We start from the raw sequence: 19,318 nt of genomic DNA, 5'->3' as shown, positions 1-19,318 counted from the left end.
AACTCGCTTCGCTCAAACACGCGCGGCCCTGATCCGCCTTTCGCTGCGGTGCTCGCCGCAGCCGGACAGCCGCCCACAGGCCTACCGCCCACCGACGTGGACGCGATCGTTGTGCATCTCCAGCGAGTGCGATCGTTGCTCACCCCCCAAGCCCGGCAGGCGGTGCGGGCCGGGCGCTCTCACCAAAGCCAACGATCAAGCAGTGACCACATCCCCCACCCGCACCGTCGAAAAAGCAAACGGCGGCAATCCCTTCAACAGCCGCTGCCCATACGACGTCCGCACCAGCCTCCGGTCGTAGCAGTAGACTGAAGCCCGGTCCTCCTCGCTGCGAATCGCCCGCCCCACCCACTGCGCCAGGCGAATGGCCGTCGCCGGCACCACCAGCTCGGTGAACGGATCGCGTCCCACCGTGCGCAGCCACTCGGCCCGCGCCTCGCCGACCGGGTCGTCCGGCGGCGCAAAGGGCAGCTTGGCGATGAAGACCGATTCGCAGAGCTTGCCCGGCAGGTCGAGCCCTTCGCCGAAGGACTGCATGCCGAAGACGATCGACGGCAGCCCCTCGGCCACGCGGTGGCGGTGGGTGGCGAGCAGTTGCTGGCGCGGCATGGCCGTCTGCAGCAGCACGCGCGGCTTGAGTGGGGCGGGCAGCGCCTCGACGGCCTGGCGCAACTGGTCGCGCGAGGTGAACAGCACCAGCGCACCGTGCCGAACCTCGGCCAGGTCGCGCACCAGCGACTGGACCATCTCGGCGACATAGCCGGCCGCGTCGCGTGGGTCGGCGCGGGTCTCGACGGCGATGAGCTTGCCCTGGGCGGCGTAGTCGAAGGGGCTGGGCACCTCCAGCGTCGTCGCGGCCTCGTCGCCATGCAGGCCCGATTCGCGCAGGAAGAAATCGAAGTGGCCGCAGCTGGTGAGCGTGGCGGACGTCAGCACCGCGCCGCGCACCTTGTTCCACAGATGGTGGCGCAGCGTCGCACCGGGCAGCAACGGGCTGGCGTGCGCCTGCAGCGTGGCCTGGTCGCCGTCGACCTGCAGCGTGAACCACTTGGCGGCCGGCACCGCGTCGGGTGCGGCGTCGCGCAACAGCAACTGGGCGGTGTCGAGCGTCTGCTCCAGCCGCGGGGCGAGCGCGCCGAGCTGGGCATACATCGTCGATAGCTTGCGCGCCATCGCGGGCTGCTCGCGCATCTCGGTGCGCAGGGCGCTGGCGATCACGCGCAGGGCATCGAGGAAGCCCGATGCGTGGTGCGCCACCCGGCCCAGCGGGCCCTGCAGCGCTTCGGGCAAGGCGCCCAGCGGCAGGCGCGCACGCGCGGGGCCACGGCCGGGCAAGCCCGCGGGGCCGGCGAGGTCGGTCTTCAACCCGTCGCCGTACAGGTCCATCACGAGGCGCTCGGTCTCCTGCAGCGCCTGACGCATCTGCGCGGCGTGCATCGGCACGTCGGCCACCTCGGTCACCTCGAAGCGCACGCCCACGCGCACCGCGCGCTGCGCCAGACGCTCGACCCAGCCGTGGCGGCCCAGGTCCATCCGGCAGCCGAACTGCGCGAGCGCGGTGGCCGGCAGGTGGTGCGCCTCGTCGAGCACCAGCAGGCAGTTGTCCAGCTCGGGCAGCTGCCGATTGCCGATGGAGGCCAGCAGCAGGTCGTGGTTGACCACGACCACCTGCGCGCCGACCAGCGTCTTGCGGCGCTCGTAGTAGACGCACTGGTTGAACGACGGGCAGTGCTTGCCGGTGCAGGACGCGGCGTCGGCCGCCATCGGTAACCAGGCGTCGGCGGCCGGCGGGGTGTCGAGGGTGTCGCGGTCGCCGTCCCAGGCGCCGCTCGACAGGGTCTGGGCGATGTGCGTGTAGAACTGGAGGCGAGCCTCCACTTCGTGCGCAGGCCGCGCGGGGCGCGCCTGTGCGGCTGCGTCGTCGTCGGCGAACAGGTCGTCTTCCCCGTCTTCCGCATCGTCGTCCGGCTCGGCCATCCTCCCGGTGAGGCGCTCCAGCTTCAACTGGCAGACATAGCGGCCGCGGCCCTTGGCCAGGGCGAATCGGAAGGGTTGCGGCATCAGCTTGGCGAGCGCCGGCAGGTCCTTGTGGACCAGCTGCTCCTGCAGCGCCACGGTGGCGGTGGAGATCACGACACGGGTGTTGCGCGCCAGGGCCAGCGCGATGGCCGGGGCGCAGTAGGCGAGCGACTTACCGACGCCGGTGCCGGCCTGGATCACCGCGATGGCGCGCACCGGCGGGTCGGCCGGGCCGTCGCCGTCATCGCTCTCGGTCTTGCCGAGGGTGGCGGCCGCCAGCGTGTCGGCCACCCGTTCGGCCATGCGCCGCTGGCCGTCGCGGCTGCGGAAACCGGCGCTGGCCTGGACCACCCCGTCGAACGCCTGCAGGGCGGACGCGGCCCATTCCAAAGAAGACATGCGCCGAGTGTTGCACGGCCGACCGCCGCGCTGCGGTTCAAGTGCCTCAGGCGGGTTGGGCAGCGCCTGTCGCGGACGCCGGCAGGCCGAAGATGGTGTCGAAGCCCCAGTTGAAGACGAAGGTGTAGCCCAGGAAGAACATCGCCAGGCCCAGGTCCATCAGCAGGGCCTGCAGCAGGGTGACGTTCATCCACCAGGCGAAGATCGGCACCAGGAAGCAGAGCAGCCCGACCTCGAAGCCGATGGCATGCGCGATGCGGCGCCACACGCTGCGCCCGCGCACCGCCTGGCGGGCCTCCCAGCGCTCGAACAGCGTGTTGAAGACGAGGTTCCACAGCACCGCGATCACCGAGGCCATGACTGCCAGCGCGCCCGAATGGCCCACGCCCTGGCCCGACATCAGCGCCAGCCCCACGCTCGCCGCGACGATGGCGATGCCTTCGTAGAGCGTGATGTAGACGACGCGGCGCTTGAGCCCTTGCATGGAAATCCCCGGAAAACAGTGAACAGGCGGTGGACTTTATGTGTTGATGACTGATATAAAAAGTCATCTTCTTTCAATTCATCTGATAGATCGAACGCATGGCCTTCTCCACCGACAACCTGCAGGTCTTCCTTGCCGTGCTCGACCACGGCTCGTTCTCCGCGGCCGCGCGTTCGTTGGGGCGCGTTCCGTCGGCCGTGAGCATGGCGATCGCAGGGCTGGAGGCCGAGCTCGACCTGCCGCTGTTCGACCGCAGCGGCCGCGAGCCCAAGCCGACCGCCGCCGCCCGCTCGCTGGAGCCGCAGGCGCGCCTGCTGGCCGCCCAGTTCAAGCAGCTCGACGTGCAGGCGCTGGCCCTGACGCAAGGCCTGGAGAACCGCCTGACGCTGGCCATCGCGCCCGAGCTGCTGGCGGCACCCTGGAGCGGCGCGCTCGCGGCGCTGGCGGCCGAATACCCGTTGCTCGAAGTGGAGGTGCTCGCTGCACCCCAGGCCGACGCGCTGGCGCTGCTGCATGCCGGCCGCGCGCAGCTCGCGCTCGTGTTCGAGCGGCCCAGTCTCGACGGCCGGGAAGGCTTTCAGGAAGTCGCGAGCGACACGATGGTCGCCGTCATGGCGCCGGCACACCCGGTGCTGGCCGCCGCCGGCGGGCGTCTGCGCGAGGAGCATCTGCACAACACGCGGCAGATCGTGGTGGCGGGGCGCGACCTGGCGACCAGCGACCCGCGCTTCGTCTTCGGCCGGCACGTCTGGCGCACCGACAACGCCCTGGCCGCATTGAGCCTGATCACCGCCGGCCTCGGCTGGGGTTGGCTGCCCCGCGCTTTCGCCAAGCCCCATGTGGCGGCGGGGGCGCTGCTGGAGATTCCGTTCGAAAACCTCAGCAACGGGCTCGACCTGTGGGTCGACGTGGTGTGGTCGCGCGAGCGGCCGTTGGGGCTGGGCGCGCAGCGTTTCGTGGCGCTGATTGCGCGGGACAAGTCGGCCGCAACCGCGGCCTGAAGCTGAAGCCTCCCGCTATTCCCTCTGGCGCCCGTCCGGCGTGAAGCCGTTGCGCACGTTCTCCCGTTGCCCGCGCTCTACTTGGCGCGCCGGGTCCTGCCGCCGCTGCTGCTGCTGCTGAAAGTCGGGGCGGCCCTGTGGCTGACGCTGCTCCTGCTGCCTTTGACGTTGCTGCTGCGCCTGTTGCTGCTGTTGCCGTCGCTGCTCCTGCTGCTGGCGCTGCTGCTCGACCCGCTGTTGTTGTTGCTGTTGCTGCTGCTGGCGCTGCTGCTCGAACCGCTGTTGCTGTTGCTGTTGCTGTTGCTGTTGCTGTTGCTGACGCCCGCGCTCCTCGTCGCGCCGCCAATCCTGGCGGCGGTCATCGCGGCGGTCATCGCGGCGGTCACGGTCCGGGCGGTAGTCGTTGCCCGCAGCGGGCCGGTACGGATTCGGCCGCCATTCGGCACGCGGCGGCGGCGGGCGCTGCCAGTTGTCGCGCGGCGGCGGTGGCCGACCACCCCAGTAGCGACGGTCGTCGTAGAACGAACGGTCGCGGTAGTTGTTGCCCCAATAGCTGCCGATCGCGAAGGTCACCAGCGGGATGCCGATGGCCGCGCCATAGGTGGCGATCGGCACGCGCCGTTGCTCGTAGGCGTAGTCGACGCTTTGCGCATAGACCCAGCCGCGCAGGCCGTCGGGCATCACCACGTCGCACCAGCTGTAGCCGGTGGTGCAGCCCAGCACCTCGAAAGGCTGGCCGGCGCCGATCGTCGCGATCAGCGGGTAGTCGCCCGCGGGGCCGGCCCGCAGGTTCACGGTGCTGCGTGCAAAGGCCTGCTGGGCCGAGGCCGCGACGGGAAAGACGAGCGCCAGGGCTCCGACCGCGAGCCAGCGTTGAGCGATCTTGTTCATGTTGTCATCCGGTTGCTTGGTGATTTCCACGGTGGTCGCCTTCGGCGGCCTTGTCAATCAGCCACCGCCCCGCCCCCCGCTTGCCCACGGCGGGGCAGCGTTCAGACGGCTTCGCGGTAGAAGGCCGTGCCTTGCAGCGTGCGCCCCGCCAGCGGCGTGACGCTCCGGCCGATGGCGGCGATGTGATCGGGCGTGGTGCCGCAGCAGCCGCCCACGATGTTCACCAAGCCGTCGGACGCGAACTCGTGCAGCAGGCGCGCCGTGACGTCGGGCGTCTCGTCGAAGCCGGTGTCGCTCATCGGGTTGGGCAGGCCGGCGTTGGGGTAGCAGCTGATGAAGGTGTCGCCCGCCACCTTGGCCAGTTCCTGGATGTAAGGCCGCATGAGCGCCGCGCCCAGCGCGCAGTTCAGACCAACGGCCAGCGGCTGCGCGTGGCGCACGCTGTGCCAGAAGGCGGTCACGGTCTGGCCGCTCAGGATGCGGCCCGAGGCGTCGGTCACGGTGCCGCTGATGATGAGCGGCAGGCGCTCGCCCGAGGCCTCGAAGTACTCGTCGACTGCGAACAGCGCCGCCTTGGCGTTGAGCGTGTCGAAGATGGTCTCGACCAGGATCACGTCGGCACCGCCTTCGACCAGCGCCTCGGTCTGTTCGTAGTACGCCGCGCGCAAGGTTTCGAAGTCGACGTTGCGGGCGCCGGGGTCGTTCACGTCGGGGCTGATGCTGGCCGTCTTGGGCGTCGGTCCGAGGGCGCCGGCGACGAAGCGGGGCTTGTCGGGCGTGCTGTACTTGTCGCAAGCGGCGCGCGCGAGCTTGGCCGACTCGACGTTCATCTCGCGCGCCAGGTGCGCCATCTGGTAGTCCTCCTGCGCGACGGTCGTGGCGCCGAAGGTGTTGGTCTCGATCAGGTCGGCGCCGGCCGCGAGGTACTTCTCGTGGATGTCGCGGATCACGTCGGGGCGGGTCAGCGACAGCAGCTCGTTGTTGCCCTTCACGTCGCGCTCGAAGTCCTTGAAACGTTCGCCGCGGTACTGTTCTTCGGTCAGCTTGAAGCGCTGGATCATCGTGCCCATGGCGCCGTCGAGCACGGCGATGCGTTGGGCGAGGATGCCAGGCAGGGCCTGGCCGCGGGTGTAGACGATGGGCTTCATAGCCCGTGATTGTAGGAAGCGGTCAAAGGGCTTGCCGTCGTGTGTGATCGCGGTGCCACGCCGCACGGTCCTCAAACGCGGTCGAAGAGCTTCCCGGGGTTCATGAGGTGCTGCGGGTCCAGCGCCTGCTTGATGGCGCGCATCGCGGCCAGCTCGGCCGGCGTGCGGCTGGCGCCCAGATACGGCTTCTTGTGCGTGCCGATGCCGTGCTCGGCCGACACGCTGCCGCCGAACGCGGCGACCTGGTCGTACACGAGCGTCTCGACGCCATGCTCGTCGCCGCCGACCGTGCTGGCATCCACGGAGATGTGCAGATTGCTGTCGCCCACGTGGCCGAAGAAGACCGAGATGTTGCCGGGCCAGCGCGCATCGAGCGCCGTGCGGCAGGTGTCGGCGAAGCGGCCGATGTCGGCCATCGGCAGGCTCACGTCGAAATTGATCGGTGGGTGCATGTTGGCTGGCAGCTCGGCGGTGGCCTCGCGGATCTTCCACAGCGCGCGGGCCTGCGCCTGTGATTGCGCGATGACGGCGTCGAGTGCCTCGCCGGATTCCATCGATTCGCCGAGCAGTTCCTCGATCGCGGTGCGCAGTTCGTCTTCGTCGCTGCCCGTCACGTCGATCAGTGCGGCGAACGGGTGCGGTGCATCGAAAGGTTCGCGCAGCGACTGCCATTGCAGCGACGCGGCGACGAAGTCGCGCCACATCAGCTCGAAGGCCGCCACCGCGCCGGGGAAACGCGCCTGCAGCCGGCCGAGCAGGGTCAGCGACTGCGCGAAGCTGCCGACCGCGACCAGCACCGTCGCCTTCGCGCGCGGCGCCGGGTGCAGCCGCAGCACGGCGCGCGTGATCACGCCGAGGGTGCCTTCGGCGCCGATGAAGAGCTGCTTGAGGTCGTAGCCGGTGTTGTTCTTGATCATCGGCCGCAGCATGGGCAGCACCGTGCCGTCGGCCAGCACCACCTCGAGCCCGAGCGCCTGCTCGCGCATCATCCCGAACTGCAGCACGCCGTTGCCGCCGGCGTTGGTCGCGAGGTTGCCGCCGATCTGGCAGGAGCCGCGCGCGCCGAGGTCGACGCCGAACTGCAGGCCGTGCGCCGCAGCCGCTTCCTGCACGGCCTGCAGCGTGACGCCGGCCTGGACGGTGATCGTCGAGGCGGCCACATCGAGCGACTCGATGGCGTTCATGCGGTCGAGCGACAGCGCGATCGCCCCGGCGACCGGCACCGCCCCGCCCGCCATGCCGGTGAGGCCGCCCTGCGGCACGACCGGCACGCGGAATTCGCTGCATGCGCGCAGCACGGCCGCGACCGCATCGGTGTTGCGCGGGCGCACCAGCGCGACCGGCTGCACCGGGGTGACGCCGCTCCAGTCGGTGCAGTGACGCGGCGGCACGGCGTCGCCGGTCTGCACGGCGTCGGCGCCGGCCGCGGCGATCAGCGCCTCGATGAAGGCGACGTCAGCCACGCCGTGCCTCGACGAACGCGAGCACGGCCTCGAGCATGCGCCGCACAGGCGGCTGCACGCCGGCCGCCACGTCGGGCAGGTAGTCGAAGGGCAGCGCCTCCTGCATGTAGCTCGACTGCGTCATCTCCAGCTGCACGGCGTGCACGTTCTGCGCGGGCTGCCCGTAGTGGCGCGTGATGTAGCCGCCGGTGAAGCGGCCGTTGAGCACACCGGTGTAGCCGGGCGCGTTCTCGGCGATGCCGCGCAGCGTCTCTGCCAGCGCCGGGTCGCAGCTCTCGCCCTTGGCGGTGCCCAGGTTCAGGTCGGGCAGCTTGCCCTCGAAGAAGCGCGGCAGCACGGAGCGGATCGAATGGGCGTCCCACAGCGCGGCGATGCCGTGCTGCGCGTGGATGCGTGCCAGCTCTTCGGCGAGCTTGGCGTGGTACGGCTTCCAGATGGCGTCGCGGCGCGCGGCGATCTCGGTGTCTTCGGGCACGTCGCCGGCCTCGTAGATCGGCGTGTTGTCGAAGGTGTCGACCGGGCACAGGCCGGTGACGCTCTGGCCCGGGTAGAGGCTGGCGCCGTCCGGCGGACGGTTGAGGTCGATCACGTAGCGCGAGTGCGTGGCGACGAGCACCGACGCGCCGAGTTCGTCGGCGAAGTCGTAGAGCCGCTCGAGGTGCCAGTCGGTGTCGGGCACCTGCCGCGCTTCGTCGGTGAAGCGCGCCGCCAATGCGGGCGGCACGTGCGTGCCGACGTGTGGCATGGAGATCAGCAAAGGCCGCGTGCCCTGGCGGAAGCGGAAAGGGGGTTCGGTGGTTTGAAAGCTCATCGGGAATCCTGAAGCAGTTGGTGGCGCGCGGCGACGAAACCGGCCGACGCGTTGTCGTGAAGCGGATGGCGGCCGGCCTGCACGCGGGGTTGACCGGCCACCCACACGGCGTCGATCGCGCTGGTGCGGTGGCTGGCGAAGACGTGCGACGACAGCATGTCGGGCGCATCGAGCCCGGCGAGCGCGGGGTGTGCTGCATCGAGCACGGTGAAGTCGGCCTGCTGCCCGACGGCGAGGCCTCCGACGGCGCGGCCGGACGCCTGCGCCCCGCCCTGCACCGCCGCCAGCGTCATCGCGCTCGCGACGTTCGGCTGCGACACCTCGGCCGCCACGTTGCGCTGGCGCGTCGCGAGGCGCTGGCTGTACTCGAGCATCAGCAGTTCTTCCGCGGCGTTCACGCAGATGTGGCTGTCGGAGCCGATGCCCCATGCGCCGCCGGCCGCGCGCCACGCCGGCAGGTCGAAGATGCCGTCGCCCAGGTTCGCTTCGGTGGTCGGGCACAGGCCCGCGACGGCACCGGTGGCGCCGGCGCGACGGTACTCGTCGCCGTCCATGTGCGTCGCGTGCACCAGGCACCAGCGCGCGTCGACCGGCGCGTGGTCGAGCAGCCAGGCGACGGGGCGCTGGCCGCTCCACGTCAGGCAGTCGTCGACCTCCTGCGTCTGCTCGGCGATGTGGATGTGCACCGGTGCGGTCGGGTCGATGGCGTCGAGGCCGGCCAGCACGTCGCGCAGCGCATCGGGCGGCACCGCGCGCAGGGAATGCGGTGCGAGGCCGAGGCGTGCACCTTGGGCATCGCACAGCGGCTTGAGTCGTTCGAGCAGGCGAAGCATCGACGCGGTCGAGCGGATGAAGCGGCGTTGCCCCTCGCTCGGCGGCTTGGCGCCGAAGCCGCTGGTCTGGTAGAGCACCGGCAGCAGCGTGAGCCCGATGCCCGCACGCTGCGCCGCGCGCATCAGCGCATGCGCCAGTTCGGCGTCGTCGGCATACGGCCGGCCGTCGCCCTGGTGGTGCACGTAGTGGAACTCGCACACCGACGTGTAGCCCGCTTCGAGCATCTCGACGTACAGGCCCAGCGCGATGGCTTCGAGCTGCGCGGGGTCGAGCCGCAGCGCGAAGCGGTACATCAGCGTGCGCCAGCTCCAGAAGCTGTCGCTCGCCTCGCCGCGGTATTCGGTGAGGCCGGCGATGGCACGCTGGAAGGCGTGGGAGTGGAGGTTGGGCGTGCCGGGGATGACCGGGCCTTGTGTCGTTTCCGGTGCTGTCGTGTTGGGTTCGACGTGGGTCAACTGGCCGTTGTCGTTCCATTCGAGGCGGACGTTCTTTTGCCAGCCTGTGGGAAGCAATGCGTGGCTTGCGAGGATGCTCTGTGTCATGCGTTCGTTTCGTCTTGGGGGAACGTCGGTGGGCGCAGCGATTGCGCCACCCCAAGCCCGGCAGGTGGTGCGGGCCGGGCGATCCCCTGTGCGCCGCCGAGGAGCGCAGCGCCATCGGCTGCGCGCGCAGCGCGCTTCAACATCTGACTCGTCGCAGCTGTTTGAGCGAAGAGAACGAAGTGAGCGCAGCGAGTTCTGCGACGCAGCCGATGGCGCGAGCACCGCAGGGCAGCCGCGCAGCGGCCGGCGCACCGGGGTCGCCCGGCCCGCACCGCCTGCCGGGCGCTCTCAGCAAGCCAAGCGAAAACGATCACAACACCACCCTCCCCTGCCGCACCACAGAACGCACCGGACGCTGCCCCAGCCAATAGGCCAGCTCCGCCACCTCCCGCACATCCCACAGCACGAAGTTCGCAGGCATCCCGACGCCGATGGAACCATGCGTCGCCTGCAACCCCAACGCACGCGCCGCATGCACGGTCACCGCATCGATCGCTTCCGGCACCGTCAGCCGGAACAAGGTGCATGCCATGTTCACCATCAACAGCAAACTCAGCGCCGGCGAGGTGCCCGGGTTGTGATCGGTCGATACCGCCATCGGCACGCCCGCCGCACGCAGTGCAGCGATAGGCGGCACCGTCGTATCACGCAGCGTGTAGAACGCCCCCGGCAGCAGCACGGCCACCGTGCCCGCGTCGCGCATCGCATCGATGCCGGCCTGCGACAGGTGTTCGATGTGGTCGCACGACAGCGCGCCATAGCGCGCGGCCAATGCCGCACCGCCCATGTCCGACAGTTGCTCGGCGTGCAGCTTGACCGGCAGGTTCAGCCGCTTCGCCGCCTGGAACACGCGTTCGGTCTCTTCCAGCGAAAAGGCGATGCGCTCGCAGAACACATCGACCGCATCGACCAGCCCCTCGGCCGCGAGCGCCGGCAGCATCTCGTCGCACACGAGGTCGATGTACGCGCCACTGCGGCCCGCATATTCGGGCGGCAGCGCGTGGGCGCCGAGGAAGGTGGTGCGCACCGTCACGCCATACGCGTTGCCGAGGCGGCGCGCCACGCGCAGTTGCTTGCGCTCGTGTTCCAGCGACAGGCCATAGCCCGACTTGATCTCGATCGCGCAGACGCCTTCGGCCAGCAATGATTCGAGCCGTCTGCCCGCGCTGGCGAAGAGCTCGTCTTCGCTCGCCTCGCGCGTGGCGCGCACGCTGGAGACGATGCCGCCGCCGGCCTTCGCCACTTCTTCGTAGCTCGCGCCGGCCAGCCGCATCGCGAATTCGTTGGCGCGTTGGCCGCCGTAGACCAGGTGCGTGTGGCAGTCGACCAGCCCCGGCGTGACGAGCGAATCGCCGCCGTCGTGGCGTGGCAGCGCGTGGAACTCGGCCGGTACATCGGCCTGCGGCCCGCCCCAGCGGATCAGACCCTGTGTGACCACGATGGCAGCGGCCGCAGTGGGCGCGTCAGCGAACCGAAGCCCGGTCCAGAGGCCGTCGGCGGAGGGGCAGGTGTCGAAGGGTTTCATCGTCATATGTGCAGATCGTCGAGCGCGGGCGCGGCGTCGTCGGGCCGCCACTGCACCACCGCCAGGCGTGCGCCGCGGCTGGCCGGCTTGACGGTCCAGGTGTGGGGCTCGTCGGCCCACCAGACGCCCTGGCCCTGCTTCAGCGTGCCGCCACCGACGCGCCATTGACCATCCACCGTCATCAGCAGGCCATGGGCACTGCGTTCCAGCACGGCCATCTCGGAGATCACGCGCAGGGTGGCCTGGCCGCGGGCGCGCCGCACCATCAGGTTGAAGTCGGTCGAGAGGCCGCCGAGCAGGCTGCAATCGACCGCCGCATCGCCGTCGAAGGCGAAGGGCTGGTGCGGTGTGTCGAGCACGTGGTCGAAGTCGACCGACTGCAGGCGCACGCCGTCACCCTCGAGCAGCATGATCGTGCGGTCCACCCCGGGAAAGACCGAGAAGGGGCCGCCCATCCCGATGGTGGCGATGCTCACGCGCCAATCGAAGTCGTCCAGGCCGGCGCCTGGCGGAAAGCAAACGACCTCCTGCGTGGTGCCCCCGCCGTTCTTCCACGGCGTCACCGCCAGGGCTGAACGCGAGAAACGCTGCAGGCTCATCGAATCAACCCTCCTTGTCCAAGTTTCCGCTCCCAATGTCGCAGCACGAGCGTCACGGTGCCTGTCAACAGGAAGTAAACAAGGGCAATGGCCAGATACACCTCGAGCGAGCGGTACGACACGCTGATGATCTTCTGGCCTTCGTGCATCACATCGTGGATGGTCAGCAACGATACCAAGGCGGAGTTCTTGATCAACGCAATGAACTCGTTGCCGAGTGGGGGAATCATGCGCACCACCGCCTGCGGCAGCACGATCTGGCGCATGGCCACCGCGGGCGTCATGCCCAGCGATTGCGCCGCCAGCGTCTGGCCGCGGTCGATCGACTGAATGGCGCCGCGCACGATCTCCGACACGTAGGCGCCGGAATACACGCCCAGGCCGAGCACCCCGCACAAAAAGGCCGGCAGCAGGATGCCGAAGTGCGGCAGCCCGAAGAACAGGATGAAAAGCTGCACCAGCAGCGGGGTGCCGCGGATCACCGCCACGTAGGCGGTGCACATGCCATAGAGCCAGCGGCGCTTCGGGTTCAGGCGGCCGATGCCCACCAGCAGGCCGAGCACGCAGCCCAGCGCCAGCGCGCACGCGGTGATCTCCACCGTGACCAGCGCGCCGCGCAGCAGGTTGGCCCATCCGGCCCATACCGGTGTGAAGTCCAGATCCATCAACGCGGCCGGATCACTTCGCAGCGGTGTTGCTGAACCACTTCTTCACGATGGCCGCGTAGGTGCCGTCGGCCTTCAGCTTCGCGATGGCGGTGTCCACCGCCTTGGTCAGCTCGGGCGTGTCCTTGCGGATCGCCATGCCGTATTCCTCGGTGGTGAGCTGCTCGTCGAGCACCTTCAGGCCCGGGCGGGTGCGCACGTACTGGTAGGCGGCGGGCTTGCCGGTCACGGCAGCGTCGCTGCGGCCGATGTCGACCAGGTTGAACATCTCCTGGTTCTTCTCGACTTCCATCAGCTGCACCTGCGGGTACTTTTCCTTCACGTAGCTGACCGACTTGGTGCCGACCTGCACGCTGACCTTCTTGCCGTTGAGGTCGGCCGGCGACTTGATGGTCGTGTTGTCGGCCTTGACCATCGCGACCAGGCCGCCCGCGTAGTACGGCACGGTGAAGTCGACGACCTTCTTGCGCTCGTCGGTGATGTAGATCGCCGACACCGCCATGTCGAAGCGCTTGGACATCAAGCCGGGGATCAGGCCCTTGAAGTCGATGTCGACCCATTCGACCTTGCGGCCCATGGCCTGGCCGATGGCTTCGACCAGTTCGATGTCGAAGCCGGTGCGCTTGTTGTTCTCGACGAACTCCATGGGCGGGAAGGTGGCGTCGGTGCCGACGGTGAGCACGGCCTGGGCGTGGGCGATGCCGGTGAAGCTGGTGGATCCGGCGACAGCGAGTGCGGCGATGAGGAGGTTGCGGCGAAAGTTCATGGTGGTTCCTGGAAGGGGGTGAAAGTGACTCGGGGCGGCGCTCAGTCGGCCTTGATGTTCTTCTTCTGGATCACGTCGGCCCAGCGCACGGTTTCGGTCTGGATGGTGGCCGCCAGCGCCTGCGGCGTGCCGCCACCGGGTTCGAGGCCGAGGCCCGCGAACTTCTCCTGGATGGCCGGCTTGGCGAGCATCTTGAGGCTCTCGGCGTTGAGCTTGTCGACGATGGCCTTGGGCGTGGCCGCCGGCACCATCAGCGCATACCACGACACCGCCTCGAAGTTCGGCATGCCCTGCTCGGCAATGGTGGGCACGTCAGGCAGCACGGCCGAACGCTTGAGGCTGGCGACGCCGATGGCGCGCAGCTTGCCGGCCTTGATCTGCGGCAGCACCGACGACATCTGGCCGAACATCATCGTGACCTGGCCGCCGATCACGTCCACGAGCGCGGGACCGGTGCCCTTGTACGGCACGTGGATCAGGCGGACGTTCGCGTTGAGCGCCATCAGTTCGCCGGCCAGGTGCGCCTGGCTGCCGGCACCGGGCGAGGCGAAGCTCACCGATTCGGGCTTGGCCGCCGCCATCGCGAGCAGGTCCTTGAGGTTCTTCACGGGCAGCGCCGCGTTGACGACCAGCACGTTCTCGACCGTCGCGAGCATCGCCACGGGCTGCAGCTCCGACGCCTTGTACGGCAGGTTCGGGAACAGCGACGGATTCACGGCGATGTTGCCGGCCGGCACGATGCCGATGGTGGTGCCGTCGGCCGCCGCCTTGGCGAGGAAGTCGATGCCGATGTTGCCGGCCGCGCCGACCTTGTTCTCGATCACGAAAGGCTGGCCCCAGGCTTCGGCGAAGTCCTGGCCCAGCACGCGGCCGAGCACATCGACCGGGCCGCCCGGCGCGAAAGGCACGACCACGTGCACGGGCTTGGAGGGGTAGGCCTGCGCCGAGGCCTGCAACGGCGCGACCGCCAGCAGCAGCGATGCGGCCACCGCGGAGGTGGCCGACAGAAAAAGCTTCATCATCAAAGTTCCTCGAAGGATGGGACAGGGCGCCGGGCCATGGCTGCGAGCGCGTCATACGCCGCGGGGTCGGCAAAAGCAAAACCTGCAAGCAACAAGCGTTCCCTGACCGGTTGCAGTTCGGGCGCGTCCGCCACGTCGGCCAGCGCCCCGCGCAGGCGCTGCAGGTCATCGGGTGCCAGCGCCGCGGTGGCGACAAGCGGCGGAATCGGCATCGCACCGGTGCTCGCGACCACGCGCACCTGGGCGGCCAGCGCGGGCTCGTCGTGGCGCAGGAGGTCGTGGTAGTAGCTGTCGAGCGGGCCGACATCGATGCGCCCTGCCGCCAGCGCGTCGATCACGCCGCGGGCATGGATGAGATTGCCGACCGCTCGGGCGTAGAGCCGCGTGCCTTCGCGCTCGCGGTACGGCGCCAGGTGATCGCGAAAGGCGACGCCGCCCGACATCGAATCGGCCAGCGTGTAGCCGACCGTGCCGCCGAAGGTGTCCTCGAGCCGCTGGAACGCCGAGTCGGCGCGCACCACCATGTGGGTGAAGTACACGGGGCGGCCGCCGTAGCGCGCCGGCGACGGGATGGGCGCGGCCACCAGCGTGGGCCGCACGCCGCGCTGCGCGAAGGGCAGCCCGCACATCATCGCCAGGCCCAGGTCGTCGCGCGCCCACAGCACCGACAGCGGCGCGGGCGCGTCGTAGTCGATCACCTCCCACGCGAGCCCGGCGTGCGCCAGCACCCAGCGCAACAGCACTTTCCACGCGTCGCGCACGGCGGGCGTGGCCGAGTACATGCGGGCATTGGCGACCAGGTGCATGGCGGCCTGCTCAGCGGAAGCGCAAGGTCTGGCCGATGCCCATCGCCTTTGCCTTGTCGAGCATCGCGCAGCCGAGCGCGATGTCCGACAGCGACAGGCCGCGGTGCCAGAACAGGTTGGTCTCGTCGTCGCTCTGGCGGCCCGGCTTCATGCCCGCGACGATCTGGCCAAGCTCGGCGTACAGCGTCGTCTCGGACAGCTTGCCGCTGTCGACATGCGCACGCAGCGCACCGAAAGGGCCGGCCTTGGCCTGGCCCCAGTCGTCCATCACCATCTTGTCCATGATGTCGGTGAGCGACAGCTCGACCGCGCTGTTGGTGCCGTAGGGAATCACGCAGGCACCCTTCTTGATCCACTCGGTCTTGAGCATCGGCGCGGGCTTCTCGAGGCGCGAGGCTTCGACCACGATGTCGGCCCCCCGCACGCACGACTCCCAATCCTCGGTGACGGTGATCTTCACGCCCAGGTCGTGCTCGAGCTTGGCGGCGAAGGCGTCGCGGCTTTCCTTGCGGCGCGAGTGCACGCGGATCTCGTCGAAGTGAAAGATCGAATGCAGCAGCCGCACGTTCCAGTAGGCCGTGCCGCGTGCGCCGATGTGGCCGAGCACCTTCGAGTCCTTGCGCGCCAGGTGCTTGGCGCCGATGGCCGTCACCGCGCCGGTGCGCATGTCAGTGATGTCGGACGCATCGATGATCGCGACCGGCGTGCCGTTTTTTGGGTTGAAGAGGTTGAGGATGGCCAGCTCCGACGGCAGGCCGATCTCGTAGTTGCGGTAGAAGTCGCCCACCACCTTCACGCCCGCGACGCCCTGGTCACCGAGCGTGCGGATGTAGCCGCGCAGCACGTTGAAGTGGCCGGGGTAGTCCTTCTCGGGCACCAGGTGCATGCGCGGCTCGATGGTCGCCTCGCCGCGCGCCTGCGCGACCAGGCCCTGCTCGACGGCCGCGATGATCTCGGCGTCGGTCATCGCGAGCTGCTGGACGTCGGGGTAGTTGAGGTACTGGAGATGGATCTCCGCAGTCGAATCGGACATGTGCTTCAGGCCTTGTCAATCATGGGGAGGTTGAGGGCGTGCTTCTTCGCGGTCGCGACGGCGATGTCGTAGCCCGCGTCGGCGTGGCGCATCACGCCGCTGGCCGGGTCGTTCCACAGCACGTTGCCGATGCGCTTGGCGGCAGCGTCGGTGCCGTCGCAGACGATCACCATGCCGGCATGCTGCGAGTAGCCCATGCCGACGCCGCCGCCGTGGTGCAGGCTGACCCACGTCGCGCCGCCGGCGGTGTTGAGCAGCGCGTTGAGCAGCGGCCAGTCGCTGACGGCATCGGTACCGTCCTTCATGGCTTCGGTCTCGCGGTTGGGGCTGGCGACGGAGCCGGTGTCGAGGTGATCGCGGCCGATGACGATGGGCGCCTTCAGCTCGCCGCTCTTCACCATTTCGTTGAAGGCCAGGCCGGCCTTGTGGCGCTCGCCCAGGCCCAGCCAGCAAATGCGCGCCGGCAGGCCCTGGAAGGCGATGCGCTCGCGCGCCATGTCGAGCCAGCGGTGCGTGTGCTTGTTGTCGGGGAACAGCTCCTTGATCTTGGCATCGGTCTTGTAGATGTCCTCCGGGTCGCCCGAGAGCGCGACCCAGCGGAACGGGCCCTTGCCTTCGCAGAACAGCGGGCGGATGTACGCGGGCACGAAACCGGGGAAGTCGAAGGCGTTCTGCACGCCTTCGTCGAAGGCGACCTGGCGGATGTTGTTGCCGTAGTCGACCGTGGGCACGCCCATGGCCTGGAAATCGAGCATGGCTTGCACGTGCGCCACACAGGACTTGGCCGCAGCGGCCGTCAGCGCCGCATGCTGCGACTCGTCCTTCATCGCGGCCTGCCATTGCGGCACACTCCAGCCGATCGGCAGGTAGCCATGGATCAGGTCGTGTGCGGAGGTCTGGTCGGTCACCAGGTCGGGCCTGATGGCGGTGCCGCCCTTTGCGCGCTTGACCAGCTCGGGAACGATCTCGGCCGCATTGCCGAGCAGCGCGATCGACACCGCTTCCTTCTTCGCCGTGTGGTGCGCGATCAGCGCCAGCGCATCGTCGAGGTCCTTGGCCTGCTTGTCGACGTAGCGCGTGCGCAGGCGAAAGTCGATGCTCGACTGCTGGCATTCGATGGCGAGCACGCAGGCGCCGGCCAGCACGCCCGCCAGCGGCTGCGCGCCGCCCATGCCGCCCAGGCCGGCGGTGAGGATCCACTTGCCTGCGAGATCGTTGTTGTAGTGCTGGCGGCCGGCCTCCACGAAGGTCTCGAAGGTGCCCTGCACGATGCCTTGCGCGCCGATGTAGATCCAGCTGCCGGCCGTCATCTGGCCGTACATGAAGAGGCCCGCGCGATCGAGTTCGTTGAACTTCTCCCAGGTCGCCCACTTGGGCACGAGGTTCGAGTTGGCGATGAGCACGCGCGGCGCGTTGGCATGCGTCTTGAACACGCCGACCGGCTTGCCCGACTGGATCAGCAACGACTCGTCGTCTTCCAGCACCTTCAACGATTCGAGGATCTGGTCGTAGCACGCCCAGTTGCGCGCGGCGCGGCCGATGCCGCCGTACACCACCAGGTCCTGCGGGCGCTCGGCGACCTCGGCGTCGAGGTTGTTCTGCAGCATGCGGAAGGGCGCTTCGGTGAGCCAGCTCTTGCAGCTGAGTTCGCTGCCGCGCGGGGCGCGGATCACGCGGGTCGGGTCGTGGCGGGGATCGGCGTTGAATTTGTCGGGGGCATTCATGGCGCAGGGTCCTTTCAATGGCTGGGCAGGATGTTCAACAGGGCGTCGGGCAGCGCGGCCGCGAGGGCCCATTGCCGCATGGCTTCGATGTCGGGGGCGAGGTAGCGGTCGCTCCCGAGAAAGGCGACCTTCGTCCGGATGGTGGCGATTTCGGTCTCGACCAGCGGCGAGCTCTTCAGCACTGCCGCCGGTTCGCGCTTGAGCTCGATGCCCTGCGCGGCGGCCATGGCTTCGATGCCGACGACGACCGCCGTGTTCTCGACCATATCGCCCAAACGGCGTGCGGCAAAGGTCGCCATCGAGACGTGGTCTTCCTGGTTGGCCGAGGTCGGCAGGCTGTCGACGCTGGCCGGGTGGGCCAGCGACTTGTTCTCGGACGCGAGCGCTGCGGCCGTGACCTGCGCGATCATGAAGCCGGAGTTGACGCCGCCGTCGCGCACCAGGAAAGGCGGCAGGCCCGACAGGCCGCTGTCGAGCAGCAGCGCGATGCGGCGTTCGGCAATGGCACCGATCTCGCTCACCGCCAGCGCGATGATGTCCGCCGCGAAGGCGACCGGCTCGGCGTGGAAATTGCCGCCGCTGATGACCTCCCCGGTGTCGGTGAAGACCAGCGGGTTGTCCGAGGCCGCGTTGGCTTCGATGACCAGCACACGCGCCGCATGCGCCAGGTTGTCGAGGCAGGCGCCCATCACCTGCGGCACGCAGCGGATCGAGTACGGGTCCTGCACGCGGCCGCAGTCAGCATGCGAGGGGACGATGTCGCTGCCCTCGAGCAGCGCGCGCACGGCAGCGGCCACCGCGATCTGTCCCGGCTGGCCGCGTGCCGCGTGGATGCGTGCGTCGAAAGGCTTGATCGAGCCCTGGATGGCCTCGAGCGACAGCGCGCCCGACATCAGCCCGGCCGCGAAGACGTTCTCGGCACCGAACAGGCCGGCCAGCGCCAGCGCGGTCGACACCTGCGTGCCGTTGAGCAGCGCCAGGCCTTCCTTCGGGCCGAGCACGAAGGGGTCGAGGCCGATGTGGCGCATCGCCTCGGCACCGCCGACCACGCGGCCGTCGGGCAAGGTCGCCTCACCCTCGCCGATCAACACGCAGGCCAGGTGCGCCAGCGGCGCGAGGTCGCCCGATGCACCGACCGAGCCCTTGCCCGGGATGCGCGGCAGCACGCCCGCGTTGAAGAGCGCGAGCAGCGCATCGATGATCTGCGGCCGCACACCCGAGTGACCGCGCGCCAGGCTCACGGCCTTGGTCGCGAGCACGAGGCGCACCACGCCGTCGGCCAGCGGCGCGCCGGTGCCCACGCTGTGCGACAGCACCAGGTTGCGCTGCAACTCGGCCAGCCGTTCATGCGGAATGGTGGTCTGCGCCAGCTTGCCGAAGCCGGTGTTGATGCCGTAGACCACCTTGCCCTCGGCCACGATGCGGTCGACGGTGGCCTGCGCGGCCGCGATGCCAGTGCGTGCGGCCGGGTCGAGCGAGAGGGCGACGCCGCCCGCATGAATGCGCCGCAGTTCCGCGAGCGACACCGCACCGGGGTGCAATTCCAAGGCTTGTGTGTTCATTGGTCTAATCCTGTCTATACAGCT

The 19,318-nt window shown here is 69.2% G+C and carries 17 protein-coding genes; 1 reads left to right on the top strand and 16 read right to left on the bottom strand.

Going from position 1 to position 19,318, the window contains the following annotated elements:
* Positions 1 to 195: 195 nt before the first annotated feature.
* A complete protein-coding gene (dinG, locus tag ACSFA2_RS23640) occupies positions 196 to 2,418 on the bottom strand; it encodes an ATP-dependent DNA helicase DinG (protein WP_435457768.1) in 2,223 nt (740 codons plus the stop codon).
* Between the two features lie 46 nt (positions 2,419 to 2,464).
* The gene (locus ACSFA2_RS23635) at positions 2,465 to 2,902 is read right to left on the bottom strand and encodes a PACE efflux transporter (protein ID WP_435457767.1); all 438 of its coding nucleotides are present in this window, start codon (positions 2,900 to 2,902) and stop codon (positions 2,465 to 2,467) included.
* A 98-nt stretch (positions 2,903 to 3,000) separates the two neighbouring features.
* Here ACSFA2_RS23635 and ACSFA2_RS23630 point away from each other — a divergent pair, with 98 nt between their 5' ends.
* A complete protein-coding gene (locus ACSFA2_RS23630; RefSeq protein WP_435457766.1) occupies positions 3,001 to 3,903 on the top strand; it encodes a LysR family transcriptional regulator in 903 nt (300 codons plus the stop codon).
* Between the two features lie 15 nt (positions 3,904 to 3,918).
* Here ACSFA2_RS23630 and ACSFA2_RS23625 read toward each other — a convergent pair whose 3' ends face one another.
* The 14 genes from ACSFA2_RS23625 to hutH form a co-directional block, all read right to left on the bottom strand.
* On the bottom strand, positions 3,919 to 4,824 hold the full coding sequence (locus ACSFA2_RS23625; protein ID WP_435457765.1) for an SH3 domain-containing protein: 906 nt from the start codon (positions 4,822 to 4,824) through the stop codon (positions 3,919 to 3,921).
* 71 nt (positions 4,825 to 4,895) lie between these two features.
* Entirely contained in the window at positions 4,896 to 5,942 is a 1,047-nt protein-coding gene (locus tag ACSFA2_RS23620; protein ID WP_435457764.1) for a homocysteine S-methyltransferase family protein, read from the bottom strand.
* Positions 5,943 to 6,013: 71 nt separating this feature from the next.
* The gene (locus tag ACSFA2_RS23615; RefSeq protein ID WP_435457763.1) at positions 6,014 to 7,405 is read right to left on the bottom strand and encodes an FAD-binding oxidoreductase; all 1,392 of its coding nucleotides are present in this window, start codon (positions 7,403 to 7,405) and stop codon (positions 6,014 to 6,016) included.
* The gene (gene hutG / locus ACSFA2_RS23610; protein WP_435457762.1) at positions 7,398 to 8,216 is read right to left on the bottom strand and encodes an N-formylglutamate deformylase; all 819 of its coding nucleotides are present in this window, start codon (positions 8,214 to 8,216) and stop codon (positions 7,398 to 7,400) included. The genes ACSFA2_RS23615 and hutG overlap by 8 nt, the downstream gene beginning before the upstream one ends.
* Positions 8,213 to 9,592 (bottom strand): formimidoylglutamate deiminase, encoded by a 1,380-nt coding sequence (locus tag ACSFA2_RS23605; RefSeq protein WP_435457761.1) that lies wholly within the window; start codon positions 9,590 to 9,592, stop codon positions 8,213 to 8,215. Before ACSFA2_RS23605 ends, hutG begins: the two co-directional genes overlap by 4 nt.
* Positions 9,593 to 9,902: 310 nt before the next feature.
* Positions 9,903 to 11,117, bottom strand: a complete 1,215-nt coding sequence (hutI, locus tag ACSFA2_RS23600) for an imidazolonepropionase (RefSeq protein ID WP_435457803.1) — start codon at positions 11,115 to 11,117, stop codon at positions 9,903 to 9,905.
* Positions 11,118 to 11,119: 2 nt separating this feature from the next.
* Positions 11,120 to 11,716, bottom strand: coding sequence for a HutD/Ves family protein (locus tag ACSFA2_RS23595; protein ID WP_435457760.1), 597 nt, complete (start codon positions 11,714 to 11,716; stop codon positions 11,120 to 11,122).
* Positions 11,713 to 12,381 carry an amino acid ABC transporter permease gene (locus ACSFA2_RS23590; protein WP_435457759.1) on the bottom strand — a complete coding sequence of 223 codons (669 nt, stop codon included), beginning with the start codon at positions 12,379 to 12,381 and terminating at the stop codon, positions 11,713 to 11,715. The genes ACSFA2_RS23595 and ACSFA2_RS23590 overlap by 4 nt, the downstream gene beginning before the upstream one ends.
* A 13-nt stretch (positions 12,382 to 12,394) precedes the next feature.
* On the bottom strand, positions 12,395 to 13,147 hold the full coding sequence (locus ACSFA2_RS23585) for a transporter substrate-binding domain-containing protein (protein ID WP_435457758.1): 753 nt from the start codon (positions 13,145 to 13,147) through the stop codon (positions 12,395 to 12,397).
* A 41-nt stretch (positions 13,148 to 13,188) separates the two neighbouring features.
* Positions 13,189 to 14,166: a Bug family tripartite tricarboxylate transporter substrate binding protein gene (locus tag ACSFA2_RS23580; protein WP_435457757.1), complete on the bottom strand. Its 978-nt coding sequence runs from the start codon at positions 14,164 to 14,166 to the stop codon at positions 13,189 to 13,191.
* Positions 14,167 to 14,168: 2 nt separating this feature from the next.
* Positions 14,169 to 14,975: a phosphate/phosphite/phosphonate ABC transporter substrate-binding protein gene (locus ACSFA2_RS23575; protein ID WP_435457756.1), complete on the bottom strand. Its 807-nt coding sequence runs from the start codon at positions 14,973 to 14,975 to the stop codon at positions 14,169 to 14,171.
* A 10-nt stretch (positions 14,976 to 14,985) separates the two neighbouring features.
* The gene (locus ACSFA2_RS23570) at positions 14,986 to 16,008 is read right to left on the bottom strand and encodes an ornithine cyclodeaminase family protein (RefSeq protein ID WP_435457755.1); all 1,023 of its coding nucleotides are present in this window, start codon (positions 16,006 to 16,008) and stop codon (positions 14,986 to 14,988) included.
* A gap of 5 nt (positions 16,009 to 16,013) precedes the next feature.
* Entirely contained in the window at positions 16,014 to 17,732 is a 1,719-nt protein-coding gene (hutU, locus tag ACSFA2_RS23565) for a urocanate hydratase (RefSeq protein WP_435457754.1), read from the bottom strand.
* Positions 17,733 to 17,746: 14 nt separating this feature from the next.
* Positions 17,747 to 19,294, bottom strand: coding sequence for a histidine ammonia-lyase (hutH, locus tag ACSFA2_RS23560; protein ID WP_435457753.1), 1,548 nt, complete (start codon positions 19,292 to 19,294; stop codon positions 17,747 to 17,749).
* Positions 19,295 to 19,318: the final 24 nt, after the last annotated feature.

This window comes from Variovorax cryoconiti (assembly GCF_051216395.1).
In the GTDB taxonomy this organism is placed as follows: domain Bacteria; phylum Pseudomonadota; class Gammaproteobacteria; order Burkholderiales; family Burkholderiaceae_C; genus Variovorax.
Note: the sequence above shows the minus strand (reverse complement) of the source record. Positions and strands in the feature narration are given on the sequence as shown.